This is a genomic window from Shewanella algidipiscicola (assembly GCF_900380485.1).
Classification (GTDB): domain Bacteria; phylum Pseudomonadota; class Gammaproteobacteria; order Enterobacterales; family Shewanellaceae; genus Shewanella; species Shewanella algidipiscicola.
This window is the reverse complement of sequence record NZ_OXJV01000017.1, coordinates 192,232-210,113: the sequence shown is the minus strand read 5'-3', so window position 1 is coordinate 210,113 and position 17,882 is coordinate 192,232. Positions and strand designations below refer to the sequence as shown.

Below are 17,882 nucleotides of genomic sequence, written 5' to 3'. Positions count from 1 at the left end.
TCACGAAATGTAAGCCTTAAGCCGCTTGCCTAGTCATATGGCTTATCCCTGTTTATGGCTGAGTTGAGCAATATTAACTGCAATGTATTTGCTGGCCACTCAAGGGGATCTGACAACGTATCTCAGTAAATTGGCGGGCCAGCGATGTGATACTTATTTCGCCCTCATAATGGGTGGCTAACCAACGGTTAAGTGCTACTAAGGTGCCATAACCTTCATGGTTAGTCAGTTGTGCTTGTAATTTAGTTAAGGCACTGCTCGAGAGACCAATACCATTATCGCGCAGTGTGATGGTGAGCTTGCCCTCCTGGTAGCTCACAGCAAGATGTAACGTTTTTGGATTGTCGAAAGGGACTTCATTGGGGAAAGCGTGTACTAGTGTGTTATTGATTAAGCGGTAACTTAGATAAAACAGGTGCCAAGAGGGCAGAGACACCGCCAGTGATTGCTCGCTGTTTACCTGCCACTGCACTTGTTTCTGTTTCAGTTGCGGTGCAAGCATCGCCAACATATCTTGTAAATATTGTTCGATCTGGATGGATTTTGTTTCTTGATGCTCGTTAAGCAGTAGTGGTTGCGTATGACGTAAGATATCAATCTGCTCGGCTAACTCGTCTATTAGGTGCTCGTTTGTGCCGTTTTGATTAGTCGCGCCGGTAGCGATTCTTTGCAGCCGAGTAAATAGATGCTCAAGTGCAATTAATTGTTGCTTATTAAGTTGCTGCACTAAGTGCAATAAGAGCTGTTGTTGCTCGTGTTCGCTATTAGCCGTTGCAATGGATGAGTTATTCGCTGCAAAGTTGTGGCGATTAGCGGTTGTGGCCGTTGCCTGTACTTGACTCTGTTGCTGCGCCAAATTGAGCGCTTGTTGTAACTGTGCATTTTGTTGGGCTAGTATTTGAATGCGCGTATCTAGTTCTAGCTGGCGTGATTTTAAACTACTGATATCCATTGCCATGGCGCCCAAAGCCATGAGATTTCCGTCGGCGTCGTTGATAGGGTACTTAGTCACTAAATAGGTTAACTCACCATGTATGGTGGGTATGGGTTGCTCGAAGCTCTGCGCGTTGTCATTATTTTTAATAATGGCATCATGGTGTGCCACTATCTCTGCAATATGTTGTGGGTAAATATCACTGTCTTTTGCGCCCAGTATCTGCTCGCGCTCTAAGCCTAATATTTCACAAAACTTGTCATTGACTAAGGTGTATCTACCGCTCATGTCTTTGATGCAAATTAGGTTCTGGGATGCATTAAGCAGCGAATTAATCAGCTCTTTTTTATTTTCTAACTCAGCTTGAGCCTGTTGTTGCATCGATAATTGTTGCTCCAGTGCAAGGTTACTGGCATCTAGGCTGGCGTAGGCTATCTCTAATTGGTTACTGCGGGCGACAAAGGCCTTCGCGAGCTGACCAATTTCGTCTTGACGTGCATTGGCATCGAGGGCCAACCAGCCCAAATTGCCACTTTGTAAGGCTGATGATATTTGAAAGATAGGCCGAATAAACAGCTTATGCTGAAAGATAAATAAAATGATCAATGCCACCAGTTGTGACAGTAACAGAAACGCCCCTACCTTCACCGCGATTGCGTTGGCTTGCTGTGATAACCCAGAGATAGGGGTCACTAGAATGATCTTCCATAAGGTCTCTTCCATGGTGAGGATCGAGATCAATACGGGTTTGTTGAGTAGTGGACCAGAGTCAAGCTCTAAGGTGACCACAGATTGTTTAATGGCTTTAGGTTGCAGCGAGGCATTGATAACTGCCACGAGTCTGTCATGCTGCGCCTTAGCTGTGTGGTCAAGTAATGGCTGTAACTGTGCACTTTGATAAGCCGGTTTAGCCATGACGTGTTGATAAAACTGCTTATCCATCTGTTCAATCGCCGCGCCAAGCGGGGCGAGAGCAGGGTAATGGCTCACTAAATTGGTAAAGGATTTACCTAAATGTTGTGATTCATTGGCGTGGTTTTTAAATGGATCGCTAAGCAGGTTATTATAGGCATCTAACGCGATAATATAACCTTTAGAGAGCGGGTTTTGATCTGAAAAAGTAAATTGTTTATCGATTCCGCTCAATGCCATATCCACAGATGCGGCGCCGATAAATTGATGATTAACGCGCATCGGGATGGTGGCGGTGATCATCAATTGTTGGGTGTAAGGGTCGATGTAGGATTGCGACCAATGGGTATGACTATCTTGTAAATATTTCGCCGGAGTATACCAGCTCGTTTTATCGTAGCTTGGCCCTGCGCCCGTTTGGTTATAGCCATCAACTTGCCGAAAATGTTGGGTGTCATCTTTAGCCCAGAAAAAACCATTTAATGACGCTTCCCCTGACGCTTTTTGCGGCTCAGGCCAAATGCCACCGCTAACAATCAGCTGCTGATCATCTTCCATCGTCAGCAGTGGCGGAATTAATTTATTAATTTGTGTAGCTTGACCTTGGTAAGTTTCACCGACTGTGCCGAGTGAACGGGCTAAAGTTTCCACTTTAGAGGTCACTTGTTGTAATTGAGCGATAACAGCGTGAGCATAGCTTTGGCTTAAGGAGAGTTGGGTGTCGATATGATGCTTTTTTTCAGCGGTAAAAATAAACCAAGTACTGGAGGCTATGATGAGTGCGGCAACAACAAATTGAACGAAAGTAAATTTAACCGTCAGGCTGTTTTTCCATCGGGTATTGCGCATTGTTGTATTGTGTTTAGTGTGAATAGCCATTTTCAGTAGCAGTTCCTTTTACCCAACGCGATATAATCGAGTTTAATCAAAGCAGACTGAGATTAAATAGTAAAGCAAAACAGTGCGCTAGCCTTATAGTTAATAAGGCTAGCGTCGGTTAGGTATTAAACGTTTAGGCCGATGAGCAGCCGATCTAATTGCTCTGCGGTGGCGTGTAATTCATCACAACCTGATACAGATTGGTTAGCCGATGTCTCAACCTCATGAGATTGATTGCGTATTTCCATGAGGTTTGTGGCTATTTCGTTAGCCACCGCAGATTGCTGTTCGGCAGAGGTCGCGATCATGACGCTCATCTCGTACACCTTTTCACTATGGTGGGCGATGGCTTTCAAGTCATTACCGGTATCGAGTACATGTTGCTTCCCATTTTGCGCCAATGCCACGGTACGCTGCATCACTTGAGTTAAATTTTGCGAGCCACTTTGTAACGCTTCAATCATGGTTTTAATTTCTACGGTAGCGGCTTGAGTCCGCCCTGCCAAGGTACGCACTTCATCGGCGACCACGGCAAAGCCTCGCCCTTGTTCACCGGCGCGAGCAGCTTCAATGGCGGCATTTAATGCCAGCAGGTTTGTTTGTTCAGAAATCGCATTAATGGTCGACACTACTTCATCAATTTTGCTGGCATTCTCATTAAGCACATTAACGGCATGTGAGGCGTCACCAATCTCGTTGGATAACGCACCAATTGCATCCACGGTAATCTCAATATCTTTAGACCCCGTCTCAACTTGTTGGTTGGCTTCTTGGGTTTCGCTCGACGATAACTCGGCGTTATGTGCCACCTCTTTAACTGCGGCTGTCATCTGCTCCATCGCTGTGGCGAGTGAGTCTAAATGTTGACGTTGGCCCGCGGCCAAGTGCAATCCTTCTTCGGCCGTCTGCCTAAAGTCTTGAACCACTGAACGAATTTGGTTACTGGCTTGTGATAGCTGACGGACAAGGTTGTGCTGACGCTCAACTAAGGTATCTATGCTGACTGCCAAGATGCTAAATTCATCTTTCACTTCGAAGAAGTTAAGCCGGCCGGTGAGATCGCCATCGGCTGCGCGCTTTAGGGCCATTACGCTGGTGTAGAGCGCGCCGCCAACAAAGGTTGAAATATAATAGCAAGCGATCAAGATGATTAGGGTCAACACGACTAAAGTGGTCAATACATAGGGTTTAGCCGAATCAAGTGCCTGGCGTAAATCCTTGACCTGAACGAGGGCGATAAGCCCGCTATCTGTTATGCGGCTATAGGCGTTAATGTCGTCATCGATAAGGTTCACGCCACCGCCTTGTGACGCCATACGCGCCACATCGACAGTTAACGAGTCCGATGGTGTGGCGATACCTTGTTGAACTAAGGCACGTTTGAAGGCTAATTGCTGCTCAATCGGGATGTGTTGATAGCTGATCTCTATTGCATCGGCGAGTTGCTGTGCATTATTAATGCTAGTGACTTGATGACTTTGGCTCAGTTGATGATTGAACAGCCCATATAAAACCAGGGCTAAGCCAATGAGGGTCATAATGGGAATAATGGCTAAAACGGTAAATTTTGTTTTTAAGCTCATGTGGATTAGGTATTGGTCTATCCATCTAAACTTGACTTCTTTCATCGAAATACTCGTTTGCGGTGCAAAGTGGTAACCATGTTATCGGGTTGAATTGTAATTACTTTATAGCAAATGCAACTCGCAATGACTGCTTGTTGTTTATTTGTACGTATTTGTCTTTGTTGTGGTTACAGGGGAAGATCACACCATAGGCAGCATTTCAGCCCTATTTTTAATCTTAAAACCCGTTATCCTTCTGCCTCAGCAGCTTAGATCCGCGAAACTCTAAGGAAAAATAGCAAATAAGCCCTAGTCAAACGGCTTAGGCTCACGTAAAATTTGTCTCTTTTTCTATTTTCGCAAGATAAATAGTCAGCATATAGAAAGTCTTGGCTCTCGAACTCGGGAGCGGGCGTACTGGAAGAGATGATGTCACAGTTAACAGAAATCGTAGAACAGGCCTTGCAGGCTATCGAAGGGACTGATGATCTGAAAGCCCTCGATGAGCTTCGTGTCGATTACCTTGGTAAAAAAGGTAAGATCACCGACATGATGAAAATGATGGGGAAGCTTAGTGCAGAAGAGAAGCCTGCTTTTGGCCAAGCAGTTAACCAAGCTAAGCAAGCCGTGCAGCAGAAGTTATCTGAGCGTATAGACGGGCTGAAATCAGCCGAACTTGAAGCCAAATTAGCGGCAGAAAGTATCGACGTGACCTTGCCAGGACGTCGTATTGACAATGGTGGACTACACCCAGTTACGCGAACTATCGAACGTATTGAAACTTTCTTTGGTGAACTGGGTTTTAGCGTCAAGCAGGGGCCTGAAATTGAGGATGATTTCCATAATTTCGATGCACTCAATATTTCGGAGCATCACCCGGCACGTGCCGATCATGACACCTTCTACTTTAATCCTAAGTTGATGTTGCGTACTCAAACCTCGGGTGTACAGATCCGTACCATGGAAAACGAAAAGCCGCCGCTGAGAATTATCTCTCCGGGCCGAGTTTACCGTAATGACTATGATCAAACCCACACGCCGATGTTTCATCAGGTCGAAGGTTTACTGGTTGATGAGCAGGTAAACTTTGCCGAGTTAAAAGGGATCCTGCACGATTTCTTGCGTAACTTTTTTGAAGAAGATTTACAAGTACGCTTCCGTCCATCTTACTTTCCTTTCACTGAACCTTCAGCGGAAGTCGACGTGATGGGTAAAAACGGTAAGTGGTTAGAAGTATTGGGTTGCGGCATGGTACATCCTAATGTGCTGCGCAGCGTAGGAATTGATCCTGAAAAGTATCAAGGCTTTGCCTTTGGTATGGGAGTTGAGCGTTTATCTATGCTGCGTTATGGCGTTAACGATTTGCGTTCATTCTTCGAGAACGATCTGCGCTTTCTTAAGCAATTCAAATAACGGAGCGAGTAAAAATGAAATTTAGCGAATCTTGGCTTCGTGAATGGGTTAACCCAAGTGTGACCCGAGAAGAATTATCTCACCAAATTACCATGGCAGGTCTTGAAGTCGATGGAATCGACGCCGTTGCAGGTGAGTTTTCTGGCGTGATTATCGGTGAAGTGGTCGAATGTGGCCAACATCCAGATGCCGATAAATTGCGCGTGACTAAAATTAATGTGGGTCAAGATGAGTTGATCGACATTGTTTGCGGTGCGCCTAACTGTCGTTTAGGACTGAAAGTGGCCGTGGCTATGGTCGGCGCCGTATTACCGGGCGACTTTAAAATTAAGAAGGCTAAACTTCGTGGTCAGCCATCATTTGGTATGCTGTGCTCCTATGGCGAACTGGGTATCGATATCGAAAGTGATGGCATTATCGAGCTACCATTAGATGCACCAATTGGTACCGATGTTCGTGAATACCTAGATCTAGATGATGCCGTGATTGACGTTGATTTAACAGCTAACCGCGCCGATTGTTTAGGTATGGTAGGTCTGGCTCGCGAAGTCGGCGTATTAAATCGTCAAGCAGTGACCGAGCCAACATGGGAAGCGGTAACTGCGACGATTACTGATGCGGTTGTTATTGATAACCAAGCGCCTGCGGCATGCCCACGTTACTTAGGCCGTGTGGTTAAGAACATCAACGTTAAAGCACAAACACCAGTATGGATGCAAGAGAAGCTGCGCCGCAGTGGTATTCGTTCTATCGATCCGATAGTCGACATTACTAACTATGTGTTGATCGAGTTTGGTCAACCAATGCATGCATTCGATTTAGCCACGCTTAGCGGTGACATCGTGGTGCGTTTGGCTGATGGTGAAGAAAAACTGACCTTGCTTGATGGCAATGAAATTACGGTGCCGGCTGATACTTTAGTGATAGCCGATCAACAACAAGCACTGGCGTTGGCTGGTGTCTTTGGTGGTGAAGCATCGGGCGTGGGTGCGCAAACACAAGACATTTTACTTGAATGTGCTTTCTTTGCGCCACTGGCCATTATGGGCAAATCGCGTCGTTTAGGCTTACATACCGATTCATCACACCGTTTTGAGCGTGGTGTCGATCCTGAGCTGCAAGCTAAAGTGATGGACAGAGCGACGCGGCTAGTACTTGATATCTGTGGCGGCGAAGCCGGTCCAGTGGTTGAGTCAAAATCCGATGAGCATTTGCCCAAGCCTGTTAGCATTACGCTACGTCGCAGTAAGCTTGATCGCGTATTGGGTCATCATATTGCTGACAATGATGTCACTGAAATTCTGCAACGATTAGGTTTTATCGTTGAGGCGATCGATGGCGCTTGGAACGTGACCACGGCGACTTACCGTTTCGATATGGCGATTGAAGAAGACCTTATCGAAGAAGTGGCGCGTATTTATGGTTACAACAACATTCCTAATACGGCCCCAATAGCAGCGCTGCGTATGCCAGATCATAAAGAATCTGACATTGATTTAAAGCGTGTGCGGGCAATGTTGGTGGCGCGTGGTTTCCAAGAAGCGGTGACATATAGTTTTGTCGATCCTAAGCAGCAAGCCCTGATCCATCCTGATGCGCCGGCAATGATCTTGCCTAATCCTATTTCGGTAGAGATGTCAGCGATGCGTTTGTCGATGTTTACTGGCTTATTGACCGCGGTAGGGTATAACCAAAGTCGTCAGCAAAACCGTGTGCGCCTATTTGAAACTGGCTTGCGCTTTGTACCAGATGAGACGGCAGAGTCTCAAGTACGTCAACAACCAATGTTGGGAGCGGTGATTTCAGGCAACCAAAATGATGAACATTGGTCAATGGAATCTAAAACGGTCGACTTTTTCGACCTTAAAGGTGACCTAGAAGCCATTATCGGCTTGACAGTATCTGATGAAGAATTTACTTTTAGATCAGCATCTCACCCGGCATTACATCCGGGGCAATGTGCTGAAATATTAAGAAATGATCGCGTCATAGGTGTCATTGGTGCCGTCCATCCGAGCTTAGAAAAGCCATTTGGATTAAACGGTAAAACCATTATTTTTGAACTTGAATTAGACGCTTTATTGCATGCAAGTTTACCGCTAGCCCAGGCTGTGTCTAAGTTTCCAGCAAATCGTAGAGACATTGCCATTGTTGTTGATGAGCAGGTTTCAGCGGGCAATGTTATAAATTTGATAAGAAAAGTTGGCGAAAATCAGTTGGTTGGCTTAAACTTGTTCGATGTATACCAAGGTAAAGGTGTTGAACCGGGCAAAAAGAGTCTGGCGATAGCACTTACACTACAAGACAACGCTCGTACACTTGAAGAAAAAGAAATTGCTGAGATGGTTGAAAAAGTAGTTTCTGAACTCAAGTCAGAGTTCAACGCATTGTTGAGGGATTAAAAGTATGGCACTTACCAAAGCCGAAATGGCAGAACATCTTTTTGAGACACTTGGTATTAATAAGCGAGTCGCAAAAGAGATGGTAGAGACGTTTTTCGAAGAGATTCGTCAAGCACTCGAAAACGGTGAGCAGGTCAAGTTATCTGGTTTTGGCAACTTTGACCTAAGGGACAAAAACCAAAGACCGGGAAGAAACCCAAAAACAGGCGAGGATATTCCAATTTCTGCTCGTCGTGTGGTGACTTTCCGTCCAGGACAGAAGCTCAAGAGCCGAGTCGAAGAGGCTAATAAAGCCGATAAATAACGTTAGTTATCGAGACAGTTAAGGCCACTCAAAGAGTGGCTTTTTCTGTTTTTTATTTGCCGATTCATCTTACTTTTTTGCAAGTTTAGAGGTTTAATTACTTGTCTAGAAAACCCAAATATTTTGATCGCCGCTTTAAGCTTAGCTTGTTACACCCCAAACTTTGGCCAACATGGCTGGCGATCGGTGTGTTGGTCATTTTTGGTGCAATGCCAGCACGAGTGCGCGATCCCATAGCGCGCATGCTCGCCAAATTAGTTAAAAAAGTGGCTAAAAAACCGCTGCGCATTGCAAGGGCTAACCTAGAAACCTGCTTTCCAGAAAAATCACAGAGCGAAATTAGTCAGTTACTCGATGAGAATATCGCTAATTTTGTGATGATCTTGCTGGCACAATCAGAGTTACTTATTCGCTCGAGCGATAATTTACGTCGCCGTGTCATGCTTGATGGCTTTGAGCATGTACAGCGGGCGCGCGATGCGGGCCAACCCGTTATCTTTATCATGCCCCATGTATGGGGAATTGAGTATGCGGGGCTGCGTTTGAATCTCGAGTTGCCTATGGTCTCTATGGCTAAAGCGCACCGCAATACACTCTTTGATTGGTTTAATAATCGCATGCGCAGCTCACAAGGTGGCAATATCTATATGCGCGATGCTGGCATTCGGGCACTACTTTCTGAACTTAAAAATGATAACAGTTTCTTTTATCTGCCCGATGAAGATTTAGGCCCAGAAAAAAGTGTATTTGCGCCTTTTTTTGCCACGGTAAAAGCCACGCTGCCTGTGGTGGGAAGATTAGCATCGGCTGGAAACGCTCAGGTGATGCCTGTTAAAATTGGCTACGATCAACAGCGCCGCAAATTCCAGTTAACTGTCATGCCGGCGATTTCTCCCGATGAGATGCAAGGCAAAGAAAATGAAGCCTTAGCGCTTAACCGCGCAGTAGAGCAGGTCATTTCAGCGTATCCAGAGCAGTATATGTGGTTTTTAAAAGTCTTACGTACCCGCCCGCCAGGAGAGGCGCCTATTTATTGAGGTGCGACTCACCCAAGTAAACTTGAGAAATCTCAGAAAACAGGTGGCTCGACAACAAGTGCGATCCACCTGTTTTATATGGTGACTTTGGATCTGTTAAATCGTTGCTTGTTGTCATTAGGCTTGCTGAAATAAGGCATTACACCGTGTGCACGATGACAGAATCACAATATTGAGCGCGGGCTAGGCTACAGCAAAATGTTATTGAGCCATTATTTTCATGGCACAATAAGGCACCAGATTTAAGATCAATATCGCCAATTTATAGTGTGCTAAAAGTGAGAAGTAAAGCCCGTTTAGCTGTTCTTTAGGGATAAGCATTATACGGCTATGCAAGCGCTTGATTGGTGCATTAAAGGCGATAAGCATAACTGCCATATAACAGAACAACACGATATTGAGTATCGTACACCAACCTAAAAATCCACAGATGTAATTGATAGTATCTAGATTAAGAGTATTCATAGGTGTCCCACATTAATGAATTATTATCACTTTATTATAAGTGCTGTGGGCAAGCTTATGAGTTAATTTATGCTGGGTGACTTGAAGGTATCATTTGCCATTAAAGTGGTTACTTAATGCTGAGGTTTGGTGATGACGATAAAGATGCTCATGTCGCAGCGGGAATATGATTTAAAGCTAAGAAGCTAATACCTGAGCTTCATTTTGGCATAAAAAAACCGTAATGGAGCAGTTACCATTACGGTTTTATCATTGACGCTGGTGCAAGGTGTCAGCGATTAATTCACAATTAATTGATACTCATCACGCAGGATATTAATGACTTCTTGACGCGGGTTGTCACTTAAGATGAGTTTCTCACCAATAATGGTTTCTGCGATACCAACATAGGTATTTGAGATATCCATCATTACTTCTGTTGGCAGCTTATTATCGCGGGCGAGGGCAAAACGCTCAGGCATGCGCTCTTTATTGAGCAAGATGTCGGGATCGGGGAAATGGTTTAGTAACCACTGGCGGAAACCCTCTTTTGATTTCTCGACGATTTTGCCGTTACGATGTGCTTCACCGTCCCAAATACGTGATGAATCAGGTGTACCGACTTCATCCATATAGATAAGCTTCTCTTGGCCGCTGGCATCTTTTACATAGCCAAATTCAAATTTGGTATCGACAAAAATTTGATCTTGTTCTGCTAGTGCATCACTGATCACCGCAAAGCCTTCTTTGAGGAGTTTTTCATATAAGTCGATGTCGCTGATTGAACGAAAGTTGAAAGCGTTAAGGTGACGCTCAAGATCGGCGCGCGACACATTTACATCATCGGCTTCAGGTACGCCTTCAAGTCCGGTTAGCACCCCTTTGGTCGATGGGGTGATTAGTACTTCATCCAGCTTTTGATCTTTCTTAAGCCCTTCAGGTAGGGTAATACCGCAAAAATCACGTTCGCCTTTGCTATATGCTCGCCACATGGAACCGGTGATGTATTGTCTTGCGATCGCTTCAACCATTACCGGCTTCGCTTTTTGTACTATCCATACAAATGGATGCGGCACATCAAGAATATGGCTATCTGCTAGTCCTTTCTCTTTGAACAGTTTGAACCAATGGTTTGAGATGGCATTGAGTGCGGCGCCTTTTCCGGGTACGCCATTAAGGCCATTCTCGCCTTGCCAAATACAGTCAAAGGCTGAAATACGGTCACTGATCACCATAATGGCTAGCGGGGTATCGGCAGGCACATCGTAGCCTTTTTGCTCGATAAGACGGGCGCTATCGGCTGCGGTTAACCAATATACGCTGCGCACTTTACCTGAATGGACAGCCTTATCGGTACGAATTGGCAGATCATCATTAACGGCTAAAACTTTGTTTGATTGATTCATAGGGTATTATTTTTAGTTGTCATGTTAGAGGATGAGATAACGGCGCAATTGTAACAGAACTGACAGGTGGCAACAGTCTTTTCGGTGGGATAACTTACTTGAAAACAGAGTGTTTTGTTTAATGAATTATCGCTGATGATGTTAGTTGAGCATTGCTGATTGTGGCTGACGTAGCGTATAAAAAAGAGCCCGAATGGACTCTTTACATCATGGTTTGCTATGTACGGAGTGACTTACTATCGACTACTTATTATTTGCTATTTGCTACTGGCTCGATTGACTGTGGCGCTTGAGCAGATTAGCGGTAATGTCGGCAAGGCTGAGTTCTTGATCTTCTAGCAGCACTAACAAGTGATAGATAAGATCGGATGCTTCATCGATTAGCTCAGGTTTATCATGCGTCGCCGCGGCGAGCGCGGTTTCTAATCCCTCTTCGCCAACTTTCTGCGCAATACGTTTAGTGCCACGCTCAAATAGATGAGCAGTGTAGCTCGACTTGGCATCTTGGCCCTTACGTGAAGCAATGAGCTTAGTAAGGTTATCGATAAACGGATGGGCATCCCCGTCTGGCCAGCAGCTTTCACGTTCCAGGTGGCAGGTAGGCCCATTTGGGATCACTTGCACTAATAAACTGTCATTGTCGCAGTCACAATCGATGGCCACTAAATCTAGGGTGTTACCAGAGGTCTCACCTTTGGTCCACAGCCGCTGTTTACTGCGACTAAAAAAGGTCACCATTTTGGTGTCTAGGGTTTTTGTTAATGCGGCTTTATCCATATAGCCGAGCATTAATACTTTACCGGTAAGGTGGTTTTGTACCACGGCAGGAATAAGTCCCTGCTGTTTATCCCAATCTAAATTGGAAAAATCTTGTCTGTTTTTCATTGTTGATCCTTATCAGCTTGCGGTTACAAACGCATCTGGATGCCATTATCTTGTAGGTAACGTTTTAATGCTTGAATGTCGATGATCCCTTTATGAAACACACTGGCGGCTAATGCCGCATCCACTTTGGCCTCTTCAAAGACTGCTTTAAAATGCGCCATAGTACCTGCACCACCTGAGGCAATTAATGGGACATCGCATATCGCTCTGATCATCGAGAGCTGTTTTATATCATAGCCTTGGCGCACGCCGTCTTGGTTCATCACATTGAGTACGATTTCACCGCAGCCGCGTTTTTGCACCTCTTCGACCCAGTCTTGGGTATACCACTGGGTATCTTTGGTGGCGGCTTCATCACCAGTAAACTGTTTGACTTTGTAGCTATCGGTGTCGGCGTCGTAGAAGGAGTCGATACCGATGACGATGCATTGGCGGCCAAACTCATCTTGCAGGCGATCGATAAGGCTAGGATCACTTAAAGCCGGTGAATTAATCGAGATTTTATCGGCGCCAAAGGCAAGCTTTTCTCGCGCCTGAGCAATCGTTTTTATCCCACCCGCAACACAGAAGGGGATATCTATCTGCTCGGCGACGCGGCTGACCCAGCTTTTATCGACAACCCGATCGTGGGCGCTGGCAGTGATATCATAAAACACCAGTTCATCGGCGCCCTCAAGGGCATAACGTGCGGCAAGTGGCACTATGTCACCGACAATTTCATGGTTACGAAATTGCACGCCTTTAACCACTTTACCTTCGCGAACATCGAGACAGGGGACTATGCGTTTGGCCAACATGCGATAGCCTCCTCGACACTAAAGTTTTCAATTAACAGCGCTTTGCCAATAATAATGCCGCTAGCGCCACTGTCTCTTACTGCGGCAACGTCCTCGAGAGTAGCAATACCACCAGAGGCTTGCCATGCAATATTGGGATAACGCTGAGCGATCTCTTGGTATAATTCGGTGTTACTGCCCTTAAGGGTGCCATCACGACTAATGTCGGTCACCAGTGCGTGTTTTAGGCCATAAGGTTTAAAAGCTTCCACCAATGACTCTAAGGTTTTACCGCCACCCGATTGCCAACCCGAAACGGCAACGATTTTTTCACCTTGCTCGTTGATATTAACATCGAGTGCTAAGCAGATGGCGTCGCTACCATATTTGGTAAACCAGCTTTGCACCAGCGCGGTCTCATTCACCGCGAGCGAGCCGATCACCACCCGTTTGACCCCGATTTCGAGTAGCTCTGCCACTTGCGCCTCACTGCGAATGCCGCCGCCCACTTGAATATTGGCATCAAGCCCGTTCACTAGCCCAGCTATCAATGCTGTTTGGCGTTTTTCAGGTGCTTTCGCACCAGTAAGGTCGACAATGTGTAGCCATTTTGCGCCTTGAGCTTGATAAGATTGCAGTTGGCTTAATGGGCTTAAGGCAAAAGTCGTTTGCTGGTTATAGTCGCCTTGATAGAGGCGAACCACTTGGCCGTCGATAAGATCGATTGCGGGGATGATCATTGGGCGACCTCCGCTGTTTGTGGGCTAAGACTGTCACGGGTCATCTTCATAAAGTTTTTCAGTATTTGAGCGCCAATGGCGGCGCTTTTTTCAGGGTGAAACTGCACCCCCATAAAATTGTCTTTCGCGATTGCAGCGCTGAAGGCTTCACCATATTCACTCTGGGCTATGGTGTATTGGCTGATTGGCGCGCGGTAGCTATGAACAAAATAGACATAACTGCCAGCGGCAATCCCTGCAAATAATGGATGGGCCGTTGGCGTTATCTGATTCCAGCCCATGTGCGGCAGTGGCAGTCCATGGCTATCGAGGTCGCTAATCTCGGTATCGATAAGCCCTAAGCAGCGGCAACCGTCAGCGCTGTTTTTTACTGCAAAATTACCGCGCTCAGTCGATGAGTTAGTCATCATCTGCATGCCTAGACATACGCCAAGTACGGGTTGGGTTAATGACTTAATGGTATCGAGGAGGGCTTTGTCATTAAGTGATGCCATTGCCGCTTGAGCGCTACCCACACCGGGCAGTATTACGCGGGTGGCGGCGTTGATTTTGGTCAAATCGTCACTGATTTGAACATCGGCGCCGATACGCTCAAACGCATAGCGGACCGAGCTTAAATTGGCGCAGCCAGTGTCGATGATAATGGTGCTGTCTTTATCATTGCTCATAGCACACCTTTACTTGATGGCAAGGTATCACCTTCGACTTTGACGGCTTGGCGAAGGGTGCGACCCAGCACTTTAAACAGACTTTCTACCTTGTGGTGATCGTTATCGCCATTGGTGGATAAGTGCAGGGTGCAGCGCAGCCCATCGGCGAAAGAACGGAAAAAATGCGGCACCATTTCGGTAGCCATTTCGCCCACCATTTCACGTTCGAATTGGCCGTCAAATTTGATGAACGGTCGCCCTGATAAGTCCAGCAAACAAGTGGCACTGGCTTCGTCCATAGGGATGCTAAAGCCAAAACGGGCGATGCCACGCTTGTCACCTAGGGCTTGCCTTAGTGCGTCACCAATGGCCAACGCGGTGTCTTCGACGCTGTGATGGTCATCTATTTCTAGGTCGCCATCGACGCTAACATCCATCTTAAAGCTGCCGTGGGTGGCGATTTGGTCGAGCATGTGATCAAAAAAGCCAATGCCAGTATTGATGTCGCTTTTCTGCTGGCTATCTAAATCAATGGTGACGCGAATGTCGGTTTCTTTGGTGGTGCGCACGACCGTGGCAACGCGATCGCTGCAAAGGAGCTTATCGGCAATCGCATCCCAGTTTAGGGTCTCACGGTTGTACTGCAGTCCGGCTATTCCCATGGCATCGGCAAGACCTAAATCGGTTTCTCTATCGCCAATCACCGCAGAGGCGGTAAAGTCGACGCGGCCTTCGGTGAGGTAAGATTTGACTAAGCCCAGTTTGGGCTTACGACAGCTGCAGTTTTCATCATTAAAATGAGGGCAGATCAGCACGTCATCGAAGACTATTCCTTGGCTGGTTAAGATCTGCATCATCATATTTTGCGGGGCATCAAAATCATCTTGCGGGAACGAAGGTGTGCCTAATCCATCTTGGTTACTGACCATAACGAGTCGATAACCCGCTTTTTGCAGCTTAAGCAGCGCAGGGATCACCTGTGGTTCAAAGACTAACTTGGCTAAGCTATCAACTTGCTTGTCAGTAATAGGCTCTTCGATGATGGTGCCATCTCTATCAATAAAAAGGATCTTTTGCTTCATCTTTTGTCTACCTTCAATTTCAATTCTTATTCTGTGCCACTAGTTAGGGTTATATGGGGCAATGTCAGTGTTTCGCAGCTATTAATCGACCAGCAGTTTGATTAACGTATCAGTTTGTTCATCACAGGCAAAACTAAAGCGAATGCTGTTGGCAAGGGCGGGATCTTTATAGGCGCGGGCCACGACGCCCCCTTGCTTAAGCTGATGTTGGATATCGGTCACATCACTAAAGGTCGCCAACACAAAGTTGCCATTGGCGGGCAGCACGCTAGCGCCGATGCGCAGCAGTGCCTCACTGAGTCGTGAACCATTTTGTTTCAGTTGGCTGACCTGTTGTTTCATGGTGTCGATGCCTTGTGGACTGAGCGCCTCGCAAGCAAGATTCGATACTGGTAAAGGTACAGGGTAGGGCGCGATGACTCGCATCACCATCTCAGTAATCATCTTATTGGCGAGCATAAAGCCGCAGCGTGCGCCAGCCAATGCAAACGCTTTGGACAAGGTGCGCAGCACCACAAGGTTGTCAAACTGGTCGATAAGGTTGGCAACGCTATAGTCGGGGCAAAACTCAATATAGGCTTCATCGACAACGACGAGTGCATCAGGCAGCTTTGCGATAACCTGTGCTATTACCTGTGGGCTAATGACAGTACCAGTTGGATTGTTGGGGTTACAAATAAACACTAGCTTGGCATCGCTAACTTGCTCTGCGATATCATTTGGCAGTTGATACTCATCATTGAGGCGCAGGGCGTTAACGCCGACATTAAAGGTTTGGGCGCTAATGGCATACATGCCATAGGTCGGTCCAAAACAGGCGATGCTATCTTTGCCCGGCACGCAAAATGTGCGGATTAACAGCTCGATAGCTTCATCGGCGCCGCGACTGGTGATGACTTGTTCACTGCGCACTTGGGCGTATTGCGCATAGGCGTTAATGAGCGCTGGTGGCTGACATTCAGGGTAACGGTTGAGATTATCGACATCACTGTTGTTAAAAGGCGACTCATTGGCATTGATCCAAATTTGACCCTCGCCCCCAATGCGGCGCGCAGACTCATAGGGCTGCTGTGTCAGCAGCTCTGGGCGTGCAAGTCGCTCGGCAATAGTTAACTTTTGCTGACCCATATTACGCTCCTTTATCCATACTCGTTTCGGTTTCAATGCTAAGCAGGCGCACTGCAATGGCATTTTTGTGGGCATCGAGTTGCTCGGCGCTGGCAAGTGTCATCACGCTTTGTCCTAGCCCCATTAAGCCTTCTGCACTGAGTTCTTGCACGGTAAAACGGCGGCTAAAATCGGCAAGCGATAGGCTAGATACGGCTCTGCTATAACCGTAGGTGGGTAACACATGATTGGTGCCACTGGCATAATCGCCAACCGACTCAGGTGTGTAAGCCCCTAAAAAGACCGAACCCGCTGCGCGAATTTGCTTAAGCAGCTCACGGGGCGCATTGGTTTGAATAATTAAGTGTTCAGGGCCATAACGGTTGGACACCTTGGCCGCTTCATCCATATCTTTAACCAATATGGTACGGCTGCAACTTAGCGCCGTTGTGGCGATATCGGCTCTAGGTAATAGAGCAAGTTGTTGTTGCAGCGCCTGATTGACCTCATTGGCCAAATTTTGACTGTCGGTGACCAGCATCACTTGAGAGTCTGGGCCGTGCTCCGCTTGAGATAATAGGTCTGCGGCAATAAAGCTGGGGTTCGCGTCTTTATCTGCGATAACTAATACCTCTGATGGGCCCGCTGGCATATCGATACTCACCACGCAGCGACTGTCTTGGGATACCAGACGTTTAGCTTCGGTGACATAGCGATTGCCTGGGCCAAATATTTTATCGACCGCAGGAATTGACTCTGTGCCTAATGCAAGGGCGGCGATGGCTTGGGCGCCGCCCACTTGGAATATCTGCTCTATACCGCAAGCGTTTGCAGCATAGACTATGGCATCATCAATTGGCGGGGGGCTGACGAGTACGCGTTGCTCACATCCAGCAATTTGAGCTGGCAATGCGAGCATCAATACGGTAGATATTAATGGCGCACTGCCGCCAGGAATATAAAGTCCCACTTTCTCGATGGGCTCACTGCGAAGCTCGCAGCGTACGCCCGTTTGAGTTTCAACATCAATGCCTTGAAACGCTTGTGCTTTATGGAAGGTTTCAATATTACCCATAGCTTGGGCGATGGCGGTTTTTATCTCATCGCTAACTCTTGCGCAGGCGGCCTTTATCTCAATGTCAGACAGTGCAAGCTTATCTAACTCGACGCCATCAAACTGCTTTGACAATTGCTTGAGCGCGACATCACCCTCGTTAGCCACCTTATCAATAATGGTTTTGACACTTTGTTCTAGCGCCAAATCGCCAACGAGGGGAGAGCGTTGCAGTGCTTGTTGTTGCTCGCCAAGGCTTAACTCTGCCCACTTAAGTTGTTGCATCTCGACC

The 17,882-nt window shown here is 46.7% G+C and carries 15 protein-coding genes; 4 read left to right on the top strand and 11 right to left on the bottom strand.

What is annotated here, in order from left to right; translation table 11 throughout:
- Window positions 1–73: 73 nt before the first annotated feature.
- Both DN599_RS13120 and DN599_RS13115 read right to left on the bottom strand, forming a co-directional pair.
- Window positions 74–2,725 carry a PAS domain-containing protein gene (locus DN599_RS13120; RefSeq protein WP_110458042.1) on the bottom strand — a complete coding sequence of 884 codons (2,652 nt, stop codon included), beginning with the start codon at window positions 2,723–2,725 and terminating at the stop codon, window positions 74–76.
- 125 nt (window positions 2,726–2,850) lie between these two features.
- Window positions 2,851–4,353 carry a methyl-accepting chemotaxis protein gene (locus DN599_RS13115; protein ID WP_110458041.1) on the bottom strand — a complete coding sequence of 501 codons (1,503 nt, stop codon included), beginning with the start codon at window positions 4,351–4,353 and terminating at the stop codon, window positions 2,851–2,853.
- Window positions 4,354–4,719: 366 nt separating this feature from the next.
- Between DN599_RS13115 and pheS the strand changes: the two genes are divergently transcribed.
- The 4 genes from pheS to lpxM all read left to right on the top strand — a co-directional run bounded on the left by pheS (window position 4,720) and on the right by lpxM (window position 9,446).
- Window positions 4,720–5,703 (top strand): phenylalanine--tRNA ligase subunit alpha, encoded by a 984-nt coding sequence (pheS, locus tag DN599_RS13110; RefSeq protein ID WP_110458040.1) that lies wholly within the window; start codon window positions 4,720–4,722, stop codon window positions 5,701–5,703.
- A 14-nt stretch (window positions 5,704–5,717) separates the two neighbouring features.
- Window positions 5,718–8,105 carry a phenylalanine--tRNA ligase subunit beta gene (gene pheT / locus DN599_RS13105; RefSeq protein WP_110458039.1) on the top strand — a complete coding sequence of 796 codons (2,388 nt, stop codon included), beginning with the start codon at window positions 5,718–5,720 and terminating at the stop codon, window positions 8,103–8,105.
- A 4-nt stretch (window positions 8,106–8,109) separates the two neighbouring features.
- On the top strand, window positions 8,110–8,409 hold the full coding sequence (gene ihfA, locus DN599_RS13100) for an integration host factor subunit alpha (protein ID WP_110458038.1): 300 nt from the start codon (window positions 8,110–8,112) through the stop codon (window positions 8,407–8,409).
- Window positions 8,410–8,510: 101 nt separating this feature from the next.
- A complete protein-coding gene (gene lpxM / locus DN599_RS13095; RefSeq protein WP_110458037.1) occupies window positions 8,511–9,446 on the top strand; it encodes a lauroyl-Kdo(2)-lipid IV(A) myristoyltransferase in 936 nt (311 codons plus the stop codon).
- Window positions 9,447–9,647: 201 nt separating this feature from the next.
- Here lpxM and DN599_RS19095 read toward each other — a convergent pair whose 3' ends face one another.
- The 9 genes from DN599_RS19095 to hisD all read right to left on the bottom strand — a co-directional run bounded on the left by DN599_RS19095 (window position 9,648) and on the right by hisD (window position 17,875).
- Window positions 9,648–9,911, bottom strand: a complete 264-nt coding sequence (locus tag DN599_RS19095) for a DUF6868 family protein (RefSeq protein ID WP_420820869.1) — start codon at window positions 9,909–9,911, stop codon at window positions 9,648–9,650.
- 278 nt (window positions 9,912–10,189) lie between these two features.
- Entirely contained in the window at window positions 10,190–11,296 is a 1,107-nt protein-coding gene (locus DN599_RS13090) for a phosphoribosylaminoimidazolesuccinocarboxamide synthase (RefSeq protein WP_110458036.1), read from the bottom strand.
- 264 nt (window positions 11,297–11,560) lie between these two features.
- Window positions 11,561–12,181 (bottom strand): bifunctional phosphoribosyl-AMP cyclohydrolase/phosphoribosyl-ATP diphosphatase HisIE, encoded by a 621-nt coding sequence (hisIE, locus tag DN599_RS13085; protein WP_110458035.1) that lies wholly within the window; start codon window positions 12,179–12,181, stop codon window positions 11,561–11,563.
- 23 nt (window positions 12,182–12,204) lie between these two features.
- Window positions 12,205–12,978, bottom strand: a complete 774-nt coding sequence (hisF, locus tag DN599_RS13080) for an imidazole glycerol phosphate synthase subunit HisF (RefSeq protein ID WP_110458034.1) — start codon at window positions 12,976–12,978, stop codon at window positions 12,205–12,207.
- Entirely contained in the window at window positions 12,960–13,697 is a 738-nt protein-coding gene (gene hisA, locus DN599_RS13075; protein ID WP_110458033.1) for a 1-(5-phosphoribosyl)-5-[(5-phosphoribosylamino)methylideneamino]imidazole-4-carboxamide isomerase, read from the bottom strand. Before hisA ends, hisF begins: the two co-directional genes overlap by 19 nt.
- The gene (gene hisH / locus DN599_RS13070; RefSeq protein WP_110458032.1) at window positions 13,694–14,365 is read right to left on the bottom strand and encodes an imidazole glycerol phosphate synthase subunit HisH; all 672 of its coding nucleotides are present in this window, start codon (window positions 14,363–14,365) and stop codon (window positions 13,694–13,696) included. The genes hisA and hisH overlap by 4 nt, the downstream gene beginning before the upstream one ends.
- Complete coding sequence (gene hisB / locus DN599_RS13065) at window positions 14,362–15,429, bottom strand: bifunctional histidinol-phosphatase/imidazoleglycerol-phosphate dehydratase HisB (RefSeq protein WP_110458031.1); 1,068 nt, start codon at window positions 15,427–15,429, stop codon at window positions 14,362–14,364. Before hisB ends, hisH begins: the two co-directional genes overlap by 4 nt.
- An 81-nt stretch (window positions 15,430–15,510) precedes the next feature.
- Entirely contained in the window at window positions 15,511–16,557 is a 1,047-nt protein-coding gene (gene hisC / locus DN599_RS13060) for a histidinol-phosphate transaminase (RefSeq protein ID WP_110458030.1), read from the bottom strand.
- Between the two features lies 1 nt (window position 16,558).
- Entirely contained in the window at window positions 16,559–17,875 is a 1,317-nt protein-coding gene (gene hisD / locus DN599_RS13055; protein WP_110458179.1) for a histidinol dehydrogenase, read from the bottom strand.
- Between the last annotated feature and the right edge of the window lie 7 nt (window positions 17,876–17,882).